The 15,419-nt window shown below is 74.7% G+C and carries 14 protein-coding genes; 8 read left to right on the forward strand and 6 right to left on the reverse strand.

Translation table 11 applies throughout. From position 1 onward, the window contains the following. Nucleotides 1-170: helix-turn-helix domain-containing protein (locus tag BI06_RS50745; RefSeq protein WP_199523292.1), on the reverse strand; the 170-nt coding region annotated here is incomplete at its 3' end. Nucleotides 171-306: 136 nt separating this feature from the next. On the opposite strand from BI06_RS50745, the gene BI06_RS14185 reads away from it, so the two are divergent. After that, nucleotides 307-1,506, forward strand: a complete 1,200-nt coding sequence (locus tag BI06_RS14185; protein WP_043468416.1) for a macrolide family glycosyltransferase — start codon at nt 307-309, stop codon at nt 1,504-1,506. Nucleotides 1,507-1,582: 76 nt separating this feature from the next. Here BI06_RS14185 and fdhD read toward each other — a convergent pair whose 3' ends face one another. Beyond that, complete coding sequence (fdhD, locus tag BI06_RS14190) at nt 1,583-2,407, reverse strand: formate dehydrogenase accessory sulfurtransferase FdhD (protein WP_030393439.1); 825 nt, start codon at nt 2,405-2,407, stop codon at nt 1,583-1,585. Between the two features lie 171 nt (nt 2,408-2,578). Between fdhD and hutH the strand changes: the two genes are divergently transcribed. Continuing rightward, complete coding sequence (gene hutH / locus BI06_RS14195; RefSeq protein WP_051741016.1) at nt 2,579-4,162, forward strand: histidine ammonia-lyase; 1,584 nt, start codon at nt 2,579-2,581, stop codon at nt 4,160-4,162. A gap of 82 nt (nt 4,163-4,244) precedes the next feature. Here the strand turns inward: hutH and BI06_RS14200 are convergent, their stop codons facing one another. Beyond that, nucleotides 4,245-4,664, reverse strand: coding sequence for a hypothetical protein (locus BI06_RS14200; RefSeq protein ID WP_043468420.1), 420 nt, complete (start codon nt 4,662-4,664; stop codon nt 4,245-4,247). Nucleotides 4,665-4,895: 231 nt separating this feature from the next. Here BI06_RS14200 and BI06_RS14205 point away from each other — a divergent pair, with 231 nt between their 5' ends. After that, nucleotides 4,896-5,765: a MurR/RpiR family transcriptional regulator gene (locus BI06_RS14205; RefSeq protein ID WP_030393442.1), complete on the forward strand. Its 870-nt coding sequence runs from the start codon at nt 4,896-4,898 to the stop codon at nt 5,763-5,765. Between the two features lie 36 nt (nt 5,766-5,801). Here the strand turns inward: BI06_RS14205 and BI06_RS14210 are convergent, their stop codons facing one another. Next, the gene (locus BI06_RS14210; RefSeq protein WP_043468423.1) at nt 5,802-6,281 is read right to left on the reverse strand and encodes an SRPBCC family protein; all 480 of its coding nucleotides are present in this window, start codon (nt 6,279-6,281) and stop codon (nt 5,802-5,804) included. 109 nt (nt 6,282-6,390) lie between these two features. On the opposite strand from BI06_RS14210, the gene BI06_RS14215 reads away from it, so the two are divergent. Then, nucleotides 6,391-6,747, forward strand: a complete 357-nt coding sequence (locus BI06_RS14215) for a hypothetical protein (RefSeq protein ID WP_043468425.1) — start codon at nt 6,391-6,393, stop codon at nt 6,745-6,747. A gap of 7 nt (nt 6,748-6,754) precedes the next feature. Here BI06_RS14215 and BI06_RS14220 read toward each other — a convergent pair whose 3' ends face one another. After that, nucleotides 6,755-7,330, reverse strand: a complete 576-nt coding sequence (locus BI06_RS14220) for a Uma2 family endonuclease (protein WP_051741301.1) — start codon at nt 7,328-7,330, stop codon at nt 6,755-6,757. 182 nt (nt 7,331-7,512) lie between these two features. Here BI06_RS14220 and hutU point away from each other — a divergent pair, with 182 nt between their 5' ends. The 4 genes from hutU to hutI all read left to right on the forward strand — a co-directional run bounded on the left by hutU (nt 7,513) and on the right by hutI (nt 13,161). Next, nucleotides 7,513-9,198, forward strand: a complete 1,686-nt coding sequence (gene hutU, locus BI06_RS14225) for a urocanate hydratase (protein ID WP_043468428.1) — start codon at nt 7,513-7,515, stop codon at nt 9,196-9,198. Nucleotides 9,199-9,227: 29 nt separating this feature from the next. After that, nucleotides 9,228-10,412 carry an allantoate amidohydrolase gene (locus tag BI06_RS14230; RefSeq protein ID WP_030393446.1) on the forward strand — a complete coding sequence of 395 codons (1,185 nt, stop codon included), beginning with the start codon at nt 9,228-9,230 and terminating at the stop codon, nt 10,410-10,412. After that, the gene (locus tag BI06_RS14235) at nt 10,403-11,806 is read left to right on the forward strand and encodes a formimidoylglutamate deiminase (protein ID WP_082558474.1); all 1,404 of its coding nucleotides are present in this window, start codon (nt 10,403-10,405) and stop codon (nt 11,804-11,806) included. The genes BI06_RS14230 and BI06_RS14235 overlap by 10 nt, the downstream gene beginning before the upstream one ends. 185 nt (nt 11,807-11,991) lie before the next feature. Beyond that, entirely contained in the window at nt 11,992-13,161 is a 1,170-nt protein-coding gene (gene hutI, locus BI06_RS14240; protein WP_030393448.1) for an imidazolonepropionase, read from the forward strand. A 111-nt stretch (nt 13,162-13,272) separates the two neighbouring features. Here the strand turns inward: hutI and BI06_RS14245 are convergent, their stop codons facing one another. Further along, on the reverse strand, nt 13,273-15,369 hold the full coding sequence (locus BI06_RS14245; protein ID WP_043468434.1) for a prolyl oligopeptidase family serine peptidase: 2,097 nt from the start codon (nt 15,367-15,369) through the stop codon (nt 13,273-13,275). Nucleotides 15,370-15,419 lie beyond the last annotated feature (50 nt).

The following is a 15,419-nucleotide window of genomic DNA, read 5'->3' on the forward strand; positions in this document are numbered from 1 at the left end:
TAGATGGTCTGCTTGCCGACGCCGGCGCGGGCGGCGATCTTCTCGATGGTGAGCTTGCCGATGCCGAGTTCGGCGACGAGTTCGGCGGCGGCGGTGAGGATGGCCGCGCGGCTCTGCTCGTTGCGGCGGCTGGGGTCGGGGGTGTTCTGCGGTCCGGTCATGGGCGCCATCCTACCGAGATGGCGAGACGGTCCGTATCGTCTTGACAGTTCGGATTCGCCGATGCATGCTGGTTGAACGTCAGCGAGACGAACCGTCTCGTCTCGACAAGAGCCCGAGTCGCAGCCTTTCGAGAGGACCACCGAGATGACCCGCTCCGCCCATGTCGTCATGGCTTCCATTCCGGCCCACGGCCACGTCAACCCGAGCCTCGCCCTCATCACCGAGCTCGTCGCCCGGGGCCACCGGGTGAGCTACGTCAACGCGCCGTCCTTCGCCGACACGGTCGCGTCCACCGGCGCCACGCACGTCCCGTACGACACCGCGCTGCCGCTCGACGGCGACCCCGCCGGGTGGCCGGAGGATCCGGTCGCGGTCCAGGACGTCTTCCTCGACGACGCCCTCGCGATGACCCCGGTGCTGCGGAAGCTCTTCGCCGAGGACCGGCCCGACCTCGTGCTGTACGACATCGGCGCCTTCGCCGCCCGGGCGGTCGCCGAGGGGCACGGCGTGCCCGCGGTGCAGCTGTCGCCCACGATGGTCGGCTGGGAGGGCTTCGAGGAGGACATGGCGCCGATGTTCGAGGCGCTCCGCACCGGGCCCGGCGGCCCCGAGCACTACCGGCGGTTCGGCGACTGGCTGACCGCCAACGGCGTCGCCGTCCGGGACGTCGAGCGGGACGTCGAGCGGTTCAAGAACCGGCCGGACCGCGCGCTGGCGCTGATCCCGCGGGCCCTGCAGCCCTGCGCGGACCGGGTCGACACCGACCGGATCACCTTCGTCGGCCAGTGCTTCGGCGACCGCTCGCACCAGGGCAGCTGGCAGCGGCCCGCCGGGGCGGACAAGGTGCTGCTGGTCTCGCTCGGCTCGGCCTTCACCGACCGTCCGGCCTTCTACCGGGCCTGCCTGGAGGCCTTCGGCGGCCTGCCCGGCTGGCACGTCGTGCTGCAGATCGGCCGGCACACCGACCGGGCCGCGCTGGGCGAGGTGCCGGCCAATGTCGAGGTGCACCGCTGGGTGCCGCAGTTCGACGTGCTGGCGCAGGCGGACGCCTTCGTCACCCACGCCGGCACCGGCGGCGCGAGCGAGGGTCTGTTCCACGGGGTGCCGATGATCGCGGTGCCGCAGGCCGTCGACCAGTTCGCCAACGCGGACTCGCTGGTGGCGCTCGGGGTGGCCCGGCGGCTGGACACCGAGGACGCGACCCCCGGGGCGCTGCGCTCCGCGCTGCTGGAGCTGACCGGGGACCCGGCGGTGGCCGGGCGGCTCGCGGAGCAGCGCGCCGCGGCCCGGGCCGAGGGCGGTACGGCGCGGGCGGCGGACCTGGTCGAGGCCGAGCTGAAGTGAGGCGGGGCTGAAGTGGGGCCGAGCTGAAGTGGGGCGGGGCTGAAGTGGGGCGGGACGGGACGCGGCGGGGTGCGGGTCAGGCGATCCGGTCGGGGCGGGTGTAGACGTTGGCGCCCTCGCCGCGCAGGAAGCCGACCAGGGTCAGGCCCAGCTCCTCGGCGAGGTCCACCGCCAGCGAGGACGGCGCCGAGACCGCGGCCAGCAGCGGCACGCCGGCCAGTGCCGCCTTCTGGGTCAGCTCGAACGAGGCCCGGCCGCTGACCAGGAGCACATGGCCGGTCAGCGGCAGCAGGCCCTCCCGCAGCGCCCAGCCGACCACCTTGTCCACCGCGTTGTGCCGGCCGACGTCCTCGCGGGCGCACAGCAGTTCGCCGGTCCGGCCGTCGAACAGGCCGGCCGCGTGCAGGCCGCCGGTGGAGTCGAAGGTGCGCTGGACGGCGCGCAGCCGGTCCGGCAGCGCGTAGAGCAGCGCGGGCGGGACGCTCAGCGGGTCCTCGCCGACCGGGTGCCGGACGTGGGTGCGCACGGCGTCCACGGTGTCGCGGCCGCACAGTCCGCAGGCACTGGTGGTGAGCAGGTTGCGGTGGGCGGAGAGCGGCAGCGGGCGGGTGGTGTCGCGCAGCGTCGCGTCCACCACGTTGTAGGTGTTGGCGCCGTCCGCGTCGGTGCCGGCGCAGTAGCGCAGTGCCGCCAGCTCCTCGCCGGTGGCGACCAGGCCCTCGCCGACCAGGAAGCCCGCGACCAGGTCGAAGTCGTGGCCGGGGGTGCGCATGGTGACGGTGAGGGGTTCGCCGCCGAGCCGGATCTCCAGCGGTTCCTCGGCGGCCAGCGCGTCGGGCCGGAAACTGCGCCCGTCCCCGCGCAGTCGGAGCACCCGCCGCCGTGCCGTCGCCCGCGTCATCGTCCCGCCCGCCTTCCCGTCCGCGCCCGGCGTTGCGCCGTCCGCCTCCCCACAGCGTGCGGCACCGGCCCGGGTATTCGAAAATCCTGGTGACCGGGCGGTTCGGTGTCGGGAGTTTCGACTGGGCCGAGATGGTTGTCATATCTCCATTCACCTGCTGAGATGATGCATATGGATATGCACAGTGCTGCGGCCGCCCACGCGCCGCTCGTCCAGGTCGGCAAGGCCGACGTCGGCGCCGAGGACGTGCTGGCCGTCGCCCGGGGCAACGCCCGGGTCGAGATCGGCCCCGACGCGATCGCCGAGATGGCGACCGCGCGCGCCCGGATCGACGCCCTCGCCGCCGAACCGCGCCCCGTCTACGGCGTCTCGACCGGCTTCGGCGCCCTCGCCGTCCGGCACATCAGCCCCGAGCTGCGCGCCCAGCTGCAGCGCTCGCTGGTGCGCTCGCACGCCGCCGGGATGGGCCCGGTGGTCGAGCGCGAGGTCGTCCGCGCGCTGATGTTCCTGCGCATGAAGACCCTCGCCAGCGGCCGCACCGGCGTCCGCCCGCTGGTCGCCCAAACCATGGCCGCGCTGCTCAACGCCGGCATCACCCCGGTGGTCCGCGAGTTCGGCTCGCTCGGCTGCTCCGGAGACCTCGCGCCGCTGTCGCACTGCGCGCTCGTCCTCATGGGCGAGGGCGTGGCCACCGGCCCCGACGGCGTCGAGAAGCCCGCCGGCGAGCTGCTCGCCGCCGCCGGCATCGAGCCCGTCGAGCTGCTGGAGAAGGAGGGCCTCGCCCTCATCAACGGCACCGACGGCATGCTCGGCATGCTGGTCATGGCCATCGCGGACCTGCAGCGGCTGTTCACCACCGCCGACATCACCGCCGCCATGACCCTGGAGGCCCTGCTCGGCAGCGACAAGGTGCTCGCCCCCGAGCTGCACGCCCCGATCCGTCCGCACCCCGGCCAGGCGGCCGCCGCCGCCAACATGCTGGCCGTGCTCCAGGGCTCCGGCCTCACCGGCCACCACCAGGACGACGCGCCGCGGGTCCAGGACGCCTACTCGATCCGCTGCGCCCCGCAGGTCGCCGGCGCCGGCCGCGACACCCTCGCGCACGCCCAGCTGGTCGCCTCCCGGGAGCTGGCCGCCTCGGTCGACAACCCGGTGGTGCTGCCCGACGGCCGGGTCGAGTCCAACGGCAACTTCCACGGCGCCCCGGTCGCCTACGTGCTGGACTTCCTCGCCATCGCCGCCGCCGACCTCGGCTCGATCTCCGAGCGCCGCACCGACCGGCTGCTCGACAAGGCCCGCTCGCACGGCCTGCCGGCCTTCCTGGCCGACGACCCGGGCGTGGACTCCGGCCTGATGATCGCCCAGTACACCCAGGCCGCGCTGGTCAGCGAGAACAAGCGGCTCGCGGTGCCGGCCTCGGTCGACTCGATCCCCTCCTCGGCCATGCAGGAGGACCACGTCTCGATGGGCTGGTCCGCCGCGCGCAAGCTGCGCCAGTCCGTGGAGAACCTCGGCCGGGTCCTGGCCGTCGAGCTCACCGCCGCCGCCCGGGCGCTGGAGATCCGCCAGCAGGCCGGAACGGGCGCCGAGCCGGCGCCGGCCACGGCCGCGGCGATGGCCGCCGCCCGGGCTGCCGGGGTCGGCGGCGCCGGTCGCGACCGCTTCCTCTCGCCGGACCTGGAGGCCGCCGCCGCGCTGGTCGCCTCGGGCGAGCTGGTGCGCGCCGTCGAGCGGGTCACCGGCCCGCTGGCCTGACCTCCGCGCCGCACCGAACGGGCGGGACGGGTAGGACGGGCGGGACGGGTGACCGGTGGCCGGAAAGGCCGCCGGTCACCCGTCACCGGTCCCAGTCGCTCTTCGGGGCCGCCGCACCGCGCTGCTCCTGGATCCGCTCGGCGAGCGCGGACGACACGTTGACGCCGAGGATGCCGCCCCAGCAGACCAGCAGGCCCAGGAAACCGCCGCTCTCGGCGGCGATCCCCGACAGCGGGATGCCGAGCACCAGCGAGACGATCGGGAGCCTGGTCGCCGAACGGCGGCCGAAGCGGCGCGGCCCGTACCCCGGACGGCCGTACCCCTCGGTGGGACCGTAGCCGTCGGCCGGGCCGAGCCGCTCGGCCACCCGGCGCTCCACCCGGGCGTCGAGCCGGGCGAGGAAGGAGTCGACGAGTTCCGACTCGTACTCCGGGCCGAGCTCCTTGCGCGCCTGCAGCGTGGCGTCCAGATCGCGCCGCAGATCGTCCTGACGAGTGTCCATGGGCACCAGCTTCCTCCCTCCGGAGGCCGCCGGTCCATCGGTCCGACGGGGATTCAGGGCGGTCTCAGGGGGATCTCAGGGTCACCCCGAGACGGTCCGCGCCCCCCTTGGCGCCCGCCCGGGCACCGCTGCGGGAGGTCTCGCCCGATGTCCCGTCGGGCGAGACGTCTTTGCCAGCGGCGCCCCACTGCTGCACAGTCGTCCGAACAGCTCGCATCCGGAGGTACCGCCATGACCGCCACCGACGACGCCGGCACGGTCGGTCCCTCCGCCCGGCTGCTCCAGCTCTTCGAGGGGCACCGGCTCACCCCGACCCAGCGGCGGATCGCGCACTCGCTGGTCCGGCACGCCACCGAGGCGCCGTTCCTCTCCAGCGTCGAGGTCGCCGAACTCGCCGGCGTCAGCCAGCCCTCGGTGACCCGCTTCGCGGTGGCCCTCGGCTACGACGGCTACCCGGCGCTGCGCAAGCAGCTGCGCGAACTCGGCGCCGGCGAGGCCGCCGCCCCCGAGACCCCGGCCGACGCCGTCCGCAACGAGCACCAGCAGGCCGTGCTCGCCGAGATCGAGCACCTGCGCCACCTGGCCGAGCTGCTCGCCGACCCCGAGCCGATCGCCCGCGCCGCCCGGCTGCTCGCCGCCTCCCGCCCGCTGCCGGTGCTCGGCCTGCGGGCCGCCTCCGCTCAGGCGCGCGGCTTCGCGTACTTCGCTGCCAAGGTGCACCCGGACATCCGGCTGCTGGACGAGGGCGGCAGCATGCTCGCCGACCGGCTGGAACAGGCCGCCGCCGCGGGCGCGAGTGTGCTGCTCTGCTTCGCCCTGCCGCGCTACCCGCGCGAGCTGATGGACGCCCTGGCGGTGGCCCGGGAGTGCGGGCTGACCGTCGTCACCGTGGCCGACAGCGTCTTCGCGCCGGTCGCCAAGCTCTCCGACCTGATGCTGCCGGCCGCCGTCGGCACCGGGCTGGTCTTCGACACCGCCTGCGCGCCGATGATGCTCGGCCGGGTGCTGCTGCAGACCATGTGCGACGAACTCCCCGGCGCCGAGGCGCGGCTGGAGGCCATCGAGCAGTCGGCGGCGGCCCGGGGGCTGTTCCTGGAGTAGCCCCGCGGAGCAGGCCCCCGGGCGGTCCGTCGCCCGTCAGGCTTCCAGGATCTGCCGGATCCGCCGCAGGGTCGCGCGCACACCGGCCCGGTTGTGCGCGGCCCGCCGCTCCGGGGCGACGCCGCTGAAGACCTTGCCGAGCAGCTCGGCGACCGGCGCACTCCGCCCGGTCCGCAGGTCCTGCCAGTACTCGGTGAGCTCGGTGCCGCCCTCGCCGTCCGGCGCGAACCGGTAGCCCCACTCGGCGATCGGCAGCCCGAGGGCGTCCACCCGGAACGCGAACTCGCTGCCGGGGCGGGCCGTCGTCACCCGGCAGACGGTGAACCAGACGAACAGGCCGCGCCGGTTGAAGCCGACGAACCGGTCCCCGGCCCGGAGCTGTCCCCGCCGCGCCCACACCGCCCGGCACTCGGGGCTCCACTCGCCGGTCCGCCGGACGGTGCTGACGGCGCGGTAGACCTCCGTCGGTGAGGCGGCCACACGGATGCTCTCCTCGATGCCCCACTCGCGGTCCATGCCGGCCCTCCCCGTTCGTCCCCGCGGCCCGGAACGCCGCCCCGGCGACCGTACCCGCAGGTTGGCGATCCGCCCAGGGTGGGCATCATTCCGGTCAGGGGGTGCCGCCATGCGTGTGATCCACGAGATGAAGTTCGTCGGCCGGCTCGCCTCCGGAGCCGACGAATGGTCCTGCCCGACCTGCGGACGGCGTGTCACCCTGCGCCGCCTGCCCGATCCCCAACTCACCGTCCTCGACCCGGGCGACGAATCCGTCGTCCACGTCGGCGTCATCGAACCCGACGCCCGAGCCGCCGCGGCCGCCGAGCAGTACGGCCTCGGCCCCGTCCAGGAGATCCCCCGACCGCCCCGGACCCCCGCGCCGCCCACGCCGTCCGGCGCCCGGGCCGCCGGTGTCCCCGACGACGCCGACCGCCGCTGGCTCGCCGAGATCGGCATCGACTGGGACGGCGACGCGGCGGCCTGAGGAAGGGTCAGCGGCGGGGGCTGTACAACGGCAGCTCGTCAGTCCGGAGCTCCGACGGAAGTGGTGCGCCGGTCAGTGGGACGGGCTCGCCGTACTTGCCATGGAGCACGCCTTGGTACATGCCGTCGCGAGGGTGTGTGTGGAGCGTCCAAGTACCGTTCCGCGGATCAGCCGTGAGCAGAGTGGTCACGCCGGCGATGGCGTACCACTCTGTCTTGGAGGCGATTCCGCTGGCGCGTTCGGAGCTGGAGATGACTTCCAGCGCGAGGGCGACATCGCGCGGGTCTGCCAGCCACTCGTCGTCGGTACCCCAGTCCTTCGGGAGAACGATCATGTCGGGGGTTGCGTAGTCGTCCTCGTCGTCCGGCATGCAGATCGAGGAGACCTCGTAGACGCGGTGGCTCCCGGGCAGCGCGGGGATGAGCTGGTCGCGAAGGACCTGCACCGTTCCCGCGTGCTTTCCGCGAGGAGTCGGGGACATCACCAGGGTTCCTCCGATGATCTGGACTCGGAGGCCGGTGCTCCGCTCGATCTCCTCCGCCGCGTCCCGGAGTCTCCCCGGCCGCACGGTGATGGCCGTCATCGCGTCCTCCATTCGTCGGCGCCTGGGCCGATTGGCTGGTGTTCGCCGGGTTCAGCGTAGCGCGGAGGGTGTTGGTCGGACGGGCGCTGATCGGATGTGCGCAGGTCTGGCCGAAGGCTGAATGTTTGGATATATTCAGCGAAGTCGAGCCTGAATGAATTCATCCGCAAGGAGACCGTGACATGGTGCAGCAGGCGAGTGGGCCGCGTGAGGTGCGGGCGGCGCGGGGGACCGGGCTGACCACGCAGGGGTGGCAGCAGGAGGCCGCCCTGCGGATGCTCATGAACAACCTCGACCCCGAGGTGGCCGAGCACCCCTCGAAGCTGGTCGTCTACGGCGGCACCGGCAAGGCCGCGCGCGACTGGCGCTCCTTCGACGCCATGGTGCGCACGCTGGAGGGCCTCAAGCAGGACGAGACCATGCTGGTCCAGTCCGGCCGGCCGGTCGGCGTCATGCAGACGCACGAGTGGGCGCCGCGGGTGCTGATCGCCAACTCCAACCTGGTCGGCGACTGGGCCAACTGGGAGGAGTTCCGCCGCCTGGAGAGCCTCGGGCTCACCATGTACGGGCAGATGACCGCCGGGTCCTGGATCTACATCGGCACCCAGGGCATCCTCCAGGGCACCTACGAGACCTTCGCCGCCGTCGCCAACAAGCGCTTCAACGGGACGCTGGAAGGCACCATCACCCTCACCGCCGGCCTCGGCGGCATGGGCGGCGCCCAGCCGCTGGCCGTCACCATGAACGGCGGCGTGGCGATCTGCATCGACTGCGACCCGTCCCGGATCTCCCGCCGGATCGAGCACCGCTACCTGGACGTCGAGGCCAAGAACCTCTCCCACGCGCTGGAGCTCGCCACCGCCGCCCGCGACAAGCGGCAGCCGCTCTCCATCGGCCTGCTGGGCAACGCCGCCGAGCTGTTCCCGCAGCTGCTGGCGATGGACGCGCCGATCGACATCGTCACCGACCAGACCAGCGCCCACGACCCGCTGAGCTACCTGCCGGTCGGCGTCTCCTTCGACGACATGGCCACCTACGCGGCCGAGAAGCCCGCCGAGTTCACCACCCGCTCGCGCGAGTCGATGGCCAAGCACGTCGAGGCGATGGTCGGCTTCCAGGACCGCGGCGCCGAGGTCTTCGACTACGGCAACTCGATCCGCGGCGAGGCCCAGCTGGCCGGCTACGACCGCGCCTTCGCCTTCCCCGGCTTCGTCCCCGCGTACATCCGGCCGCTGTTCTGCGAGGGCAAGGGCCCGTTCCGCTGGGCCGCGCTGTCCGGCGACCCGCAGGACATCGCCAAGACCGACAAGGCCGTGCTCGACCTCTTCCCGGAGAACGAGTCGCTGCACCGCTGGATCAAGATGGCCCAGGAGAAGGTGCACTTCCAGGGCCTGCCCGCGCGGATCTGCTGGCTCGGCTACGGCGAGCGCGACAAGGCCGGCGAGCGCTTCAACGACATGGTCGCCGCCGGTGAGCTGTCCGCCCCGATCGTCATCGGCCGCGACCACCTGGACTGCGGCTCGGTCGCCTCCCCCTACCGGGAGACCGAGGCGATGCTGGACGGCTCCGACGCGATCGCCGACTGGCCGCTGCTCAACGCCATGGTCAACGTCGCCTCCGGCGCGTCCTGGGTCTCCATCCACCACGGCGGCGGCGTCGGCATCGGCCGCTCGATCCACGCCGGCCAGGTCACCGTCGCCGACGGCACCGCGCTGGCCGGGGAGAAGATCCGCCGGGTGCTCACCAACGACCCGGGCATGGGCGTCATCCGCCACGTCGACGCCGGCTACGACCGGGCCGACGAGGTCGCCGCCGAGCGCGGTGTGCGCGTCCCGATGAACGAGCACGGCTCGACGGGCGAGCTGTGAGCGACCAGGGCTCCGCGAGCTTCGAACGGATGTGGGCGGAGCTGCTCCCCGTGGGCCGCTCCGCCGCGTCCGGCGGCTACCGCCGCTTCGCCTGGAACAGCGCCGACGCCGAGTGCCGGTCCTGGTTCGAGCAGCAGGCCCGCGACCGCGGCCTGCACTACGAGCTGGACCGCAACGGCAACCAGTGGGCCTGGCTCGGCGACCCGGCCGGCGAGGGCGCGGTGGTCACCGGCTCGCACCTGGACTCCGTCCCGGACGGCGGCGCCTTCGACGGCCCGCTCGGCGTGGTCTCCTCCTTCGCGGCGCTCGACGAGCTGCGCGCCCGGGGGACCGGGCTCGCCCGGCCGCTGGCGATCGTCAACTTCGGCGACGAGGAGGGCGCCCGGTTCGGGGTGGCCTGCATCGGCTCCCGGCTCACCGCCGGGGTGCTCGCCAAGGAGCAGGCGTACGAGCTGCGCGACGCCGACGGCGTCCGGCTGCCCGACGCGATGGAGCGGGCCGGCCAGGACCCGACCGCGATCGGCGCGGACGGCGACCGGCTGGCCCGGATCGGCGCCTTCGTCGAACTCCACGTCGAACAGGGCCGCTACCTGACCGAGGAGCACCCGGTCGGCGTGGCGAGCGCGATCTGGCCGCACGGCCGCTGGCGGTTCGACTTCCGCGGCGAGGCCAACCACGCCGGCACCACCCGGATCGAGGACCGCCGCGACCCGATGCTGACCTACGCCAACACCGTGCTCGCCGCGCGGAAGAAGGCGAAGCTCGCGGGCGCGCTGGCCACCTTCGGCAAGGTCGCGGTGGAGCCCAACGGCACCAACGCGATCGCCTCGCTGGTGCGCGGCTGGCTGGACTCCCGGGCGGCCGACGAGGCCACCCTCACCGCGCTGGTCGAGGAGATCGGCCGGGCCGCCGCCGAGCGCGGCGAGCGCGACGGCGTCGAGGTCGGGCTGACCCGCGAGTCCTACACCCCGGTGGTGGACTTCGACGGCCCGCTGCGCGACCGCCTGGCCGCCCGGCTGGGCGGCGTCCCCGTGCTGCCCACCGGCGCGGGACACGACGCCGGGATCCTCGCCTCGGCGGTCCCGACCGCCATGCTGTTCGTGCGCAACCCGAGCGGTGTCTCGCACTCCCCGGCGGAGCACGCCGAGCCGGCCGACTGCCTGGCCGGCGTCGCCGCCCTCGCCGACGTACTGGAGGACCTGGCGTGTCAGTAAGCCCTTCCGGAGACGCGTGGACGACAGGTCGTGCCGGAGGCGCGCAGACGACGACGTACTGGGCGCAGTACGCCTGGCTGCCGCACGCCAACGGGCCGGTGGTCGAGCCGGACGTGCTGATCACCACCGGGGCCGGCGGCAAGATCGCCCGGGTGCAGCCGGACAGCGGGCCCTGCCCGCCCGGCGCCGTCCGGCTGGAGGGGCTGCTGCTTCCCGGGCAGGCGAACGCGCACTCGCACGCCTTCCACCGGGCGCTGCGCGGCCACGTCCAGGTCGGCTCCGGCACCTTCTGGACCTGGCGCGACACCATGTACCGGTTCGCCGGCGCGCTCGACCCGGACCGCTACCTGGCGCTCGCCACCGCCGCCTACGCGGAGATGGCGCTCGCCGGGATCACCGCCGTCGGCGAGTTCCACTACCTGCACCACGCGCCCGGCGGCGCCCGGTACGACGATCCCAACGCGATGGGCGAGGCGCTGATCGAGGCCGCCGCCCGGGCCGGCATCCGGATCACCCTGCTCGACACCTGCTACCTGTCGGCCGGCTTCGGCACCGAGCCGACCAGGCCGCAGCTGCGGTTCAGCGACGGCGACGCCGGGGCCTGGGCCGAGCGGGCCGAGCAGCTGAAGGCCCGCGAGCACGCCCGGATCGGCGCCGCGATCCACTCGGTGCGCGCCGTGCCCGCCGAGCAGCTCGGCACCGTCGCCGACTGGGCGGCGGAGCGCGAGGCCCCGCTGCACGTCCACCTGTCCGAGCAGACCGCCGAGAACGACGCCTGCCTCGCCGCGCACGGCGTCACCCCGACCCGGCTGCTCGCCGACCGCGGCGCGCTCGGTCCGCGCACCTCGGTCGTGCACGCCACCCACCTCACCGAGGAGGACGTCGAGCTGCTGACCGGCTCCTCCACCACCGTCTGCATGTGCCCCACCACCGAGCGGGACCTCGCGGACGGCATCGGCCCGGCCCGGCAGCTGGCCTCCGGGGGGTGCCCGATCACCCTCGGCAGCGACAGCCACGCGGTGATCGACCCGTTCGAGGAGGCCCGGGCGCTGGAGCTGGACGAGCGGCTGCGCACCCGCACCCGCGGCCACTGGACGGCGAACGCGCTGCTCCGGGCCAGTACCGAGGACGGCCACGCCTCGCTGGGCTGGCCCGAGGCGGGGCGGATCGAGGCCGGTTCGCTGGCCGACTTCACCGTGATCGCCCTGGACTCGGTGCGCACGGCCGGTCCGCCGCCCCGGCTGGGCGCGGAGATCGCGGTGTTCGCGGCCGCCGCGGCGGACGTCCGGCACGTGGTGGTCGGCGGTCGGCACGTGGTCAAGGACGGCGCGCACACCCTGGTGCCGGACGTGCCGGGAGCGCTGCGGTCCTCGATCGCCGCGCTCGGCTGCTGAGTTCCCGGCATTCCCGCGGTGACCGGGGGCGGGCGGCATCGGACCGCCCGCCCCCGCTCCCGTTTCCCGCTCCCGTTTGCCGCCACCGCTTTCCGCCCCCGTTCTCCCCGTTCCGTCCCCGTTCCCGCTCCCCGAAAGGTTCCGACGTGAGCAGCTCGACCAGCACCCCGAGCAGCAGCCCGACCATGCCGAGCACCCTGATCACCGGGATCGGCACCCTGGTCACCAACGACCCCGCGCACGGGACCGGGCCGCTCGGCGCGCTCACCGACGCGGCGGTGGTGATCGACGGCGGCACCGTCGCCTGGGTCGGCCCGGCGGCCGGAGCCCCGGCCGCCGACGAGGTGTTCGACGCGGCGGGCCGCGCCCTGCTGCCCGGCTGGGTGGACTCGCACGCCCACCTGGTCTTCGCCGGCGACCGCACCGCCGAGTTCAACGCCCGGATGTCCGGGCAGTCCTACTCGGCCGGCGGCATCCGCACCACGGTGGCCGCCACCAGGGCCGCCGCCGACGCCGAGCTCGACGCCAACCTGGCCCGGCTGGTGCGGGAGGCGCTGCGCCAGGGCACCACGCTGGTCGAGTGCAAGTCCGGGTACGGGCTCACGGTGGAGGACGAGTCGCGGGCGCTGCGGATCGCCTCCTCGTACACGCCGGAGACCACCTACCTGGGCGCGCACGTGGTGGCCCCGGAGTTCGCCGACGACCCGGCGGCCTACGTCGAGCTGGTCACCGGCCCGATGCTGGACGCCTGCGCGCCCTACGCCCGCTGGGTGGACGTGTTCTGCGAGAAGGGCGCCTTCGACGGCGACCAGGCCCGGGCGATCCTCACCGCGGGGATCGAGCGCGGGCTGATCCCCCGGGTGCACGCCAACCAGCTCACCTACGGCCCGGGTGTGCAGCTGGCGGTGGAGCTGGGCGCGGCCTCGGCCGACCACTGCACCCACCTCACGGACGAGGACGTGGCCGCGCTGGCGGGCTCGTCGACGGTGGCGACGCTGCTGCCGGGGGCGGAGTTCTCCACCCGGGCGGTCTACCCGGACGCGCGCCGGCTGCTGGACGCGGGGGCGGTGGTGGCGCTGTCCACCGACTGCAACCCGGGCTCCAGCTTCACGAGTTCGATGGCGTTCTGCATCGCGGTGGCGGTGCGGGAGATGGGCATGACGCCGGACGAGGCGGTCTGGGCCGCGACGGCGGGCGGTGCGCGGGCGCTGCGGCGTACCGACGTGGGCACGGTGCGGGTGGGGGCCCGGGCGGACCTGCAGCTGCTGGAGGCGCCCTCGCCGGTGCACCTGGCCTACCGGCCGGGTGTGCCGCTGACGGCGGCGGTCTGGCGGGCGGGTGTGCGCGAGGTCTGACGGGAGGGTGTGCGAGGTCCGGCGGTCGCGCGTGCGCGAGGCCTGACGGGCCTTCGGGCGGTGCGCGGGGCCGGGAGGGTGTGCCTCTCCCGGCCCCGTCGTCGTCCTCGGTCAGCCGAGTCCCAGCGACCGCCGCAGGAAGTCGAGCTGGTGGTGCAGCAGGTGCTCGGCCACCCCGGGGTCGGCCGGCGAGTGGCCCGCGCCGGGCAGCGGCAGGAACTCGTGCGGGCGGCCGGCGGCGAGCAGGGCGGCGGAGAGCCGCAGGCTGTGGGCGGGCAGCACGTTGTCGTCGGCGAGGCCGTGGATCAGCAGCAGCGGGCGGCGCAGCCCGGGGGCGTCGGGGAACAGCGAGGCGGCCTCGTAGCGCTCGGGGTGTTCGTCCGGGTGGCCGAGGAAGCGTTCCTTCCAGTGGGTGTCGTAGAGCCGGTGGTCGGTGGGGGCGGCCCCGGCGACGGCGGCGTGGAACACGTCGGGGCGGCGCAGCACGGCGAGCGCGGCGAGGAAGCCGCCGAAGGACCAGCCGCGGATGCCGACCCGGTCGAGGTCCAGGAGTCCGGGGCGGAGCGCGGCGGCGGCGTGCAGGGCGTCGACCTGGTCGGCGAGGGCGGGGTCGGCGATGTCCGCGAAGACGGTCTTCTCCCAGCGGGGGCCGCGTCCGGGGGTGCCCCGGCCGTCGACGGCCAGCACGGCGAAGCCCTGGTCGGCGAACCACTGGGAGGTCAGGTCCCACCAGTGCGGGGCGGCGGTGACCTTGGCCATGGCGGGGCCGCCGTAGGGGTCGAGCAGCACGGGCAGCGGGCCGTCGCCGGGGCGGTGGTCGGCGGGCAGGAAGAGCGCGGCGCGGAGTTCGCGCGGGCCGAGCCGGAGCAGTTCGGGGCGGGCGGTGAGGACGGGTGTCTGCGCGTGGGAGACGAGGGTCGCGGCGGGCCGGTCCGGGCGGTGGACGGTGGTGCGGCCGGTGGGCGCGCCGGGGGTGCGGGCGGTGTGGACGAGCGTGCCGGCGCGGCGCACGCCGGTGTGCGTGCCGGGCTCGTGGCTGAGCCGGACGGCGCCCGAGGCCGGGCCCCACGACCATAGGTGGGTCTCGGTCGGTTCGTCGGAGGCGGTGAACAGCACCTGCTCGCCGTCGGTGCCGAGGACGGCGCGCAACTGGAGGCCGGGCGGGGTCACGGGGGCGCCGTCGACGGTGAGGTGGCGGGTGTCGCCGTGGTCGGCGGTGTCGACGAGCGAGCCGGCGGCGGTCCGGACGGGCAGGCCGGGGAGGAGTTCGACCCAGTGCTCGTCGCGGCGTTCGGCGAGGACGCGGGTGGCGCCGTCGGCGGGGTCGACCGCGAGGGTGAGCACGGTGCGCTGGTCACGGCTCTGCACGGCGGCGTACGGGCCGTGGGCGTCCCAGTCGGCGGCGGTCAGGTACTCGAAGCCGGCCCGGTCCCAGCGGACCTCGGTGCGTCCGCCGTCGAGGTCGAGCAGCCAGAGGGTGACCTCGGCGTTGTCGGTGCCGGCCAGCGGGTAGCGGTGCGTGCGCGGGGGCCGGGCCGGGTCGGCGGGGTCGGCGTGGTGGAGGCGGCGCAGCGGGCGCTCGTCGACCCGGGCGACCAGCAGCCGGGTGCCGTCGGGGGACCACCAGTGGGCGCGGTGGCGGTGCATGGACTCGGCGGCGACGTGCTCGGGCAGGCCGTAGCGGACCTCCTCGTGCTCGGGTTCGGCGAGCGCGCGGTCGTCCCGGCCGTCGGCCCCGACGACCCGCAGGGCGCCGCCGCCGACGTAGGCGATGCGGCGGCCGGTGGGGTCGGGCCTGGGGTCGTGGACCTCGGTGGCGGTGGGGATCCGGCGGACCTCGCCGGTGGCGGTGTCGGCGAGCAGCAGGGCGCCGGAGAGGGCGAGGGCGGCGGTGCGGCCGGTGGCGTCGGTCGCGTACGCGGTGATGCCGCGGCCGAGGACGCGGGCGCGTTCGCGGCGGATCCGTTCGGCCTCGGGCAGGTCGTCGCCGGTGTCGCCGAGGGCGCCGAGGGCGGCGGGGTCGGCGATCAGGCGCTCCTCGCCGGTGTCGGTGTCGAGGGCCCAGAGCCGTCCGGTCGGGTCGTCGCCGGCGGGGCTGCGCAGGAAGAGCACGGTGCGGCCGTCGGCGGTGACGGTGGGTGCGGCGGGCGCGCCGAGGGTGAGGCGTCCGGTGCGGGCGAGCTGGCGGGGGAGCGATTCGGTCGGCATGCCGGGACCATAGGCAGATCGGACCGGGGAGCGAGAGCCGGACGGGGGAG

Source organism: Kitasatospora sp. MBT66 (assembly GCF_000710405.2).
GTDB lineage: Bacteria > Actinomycetota > Actinomycetes > Streptomycetales > Streptomycetaceae > Kitasatospora > Kitasatospora purpeofusca.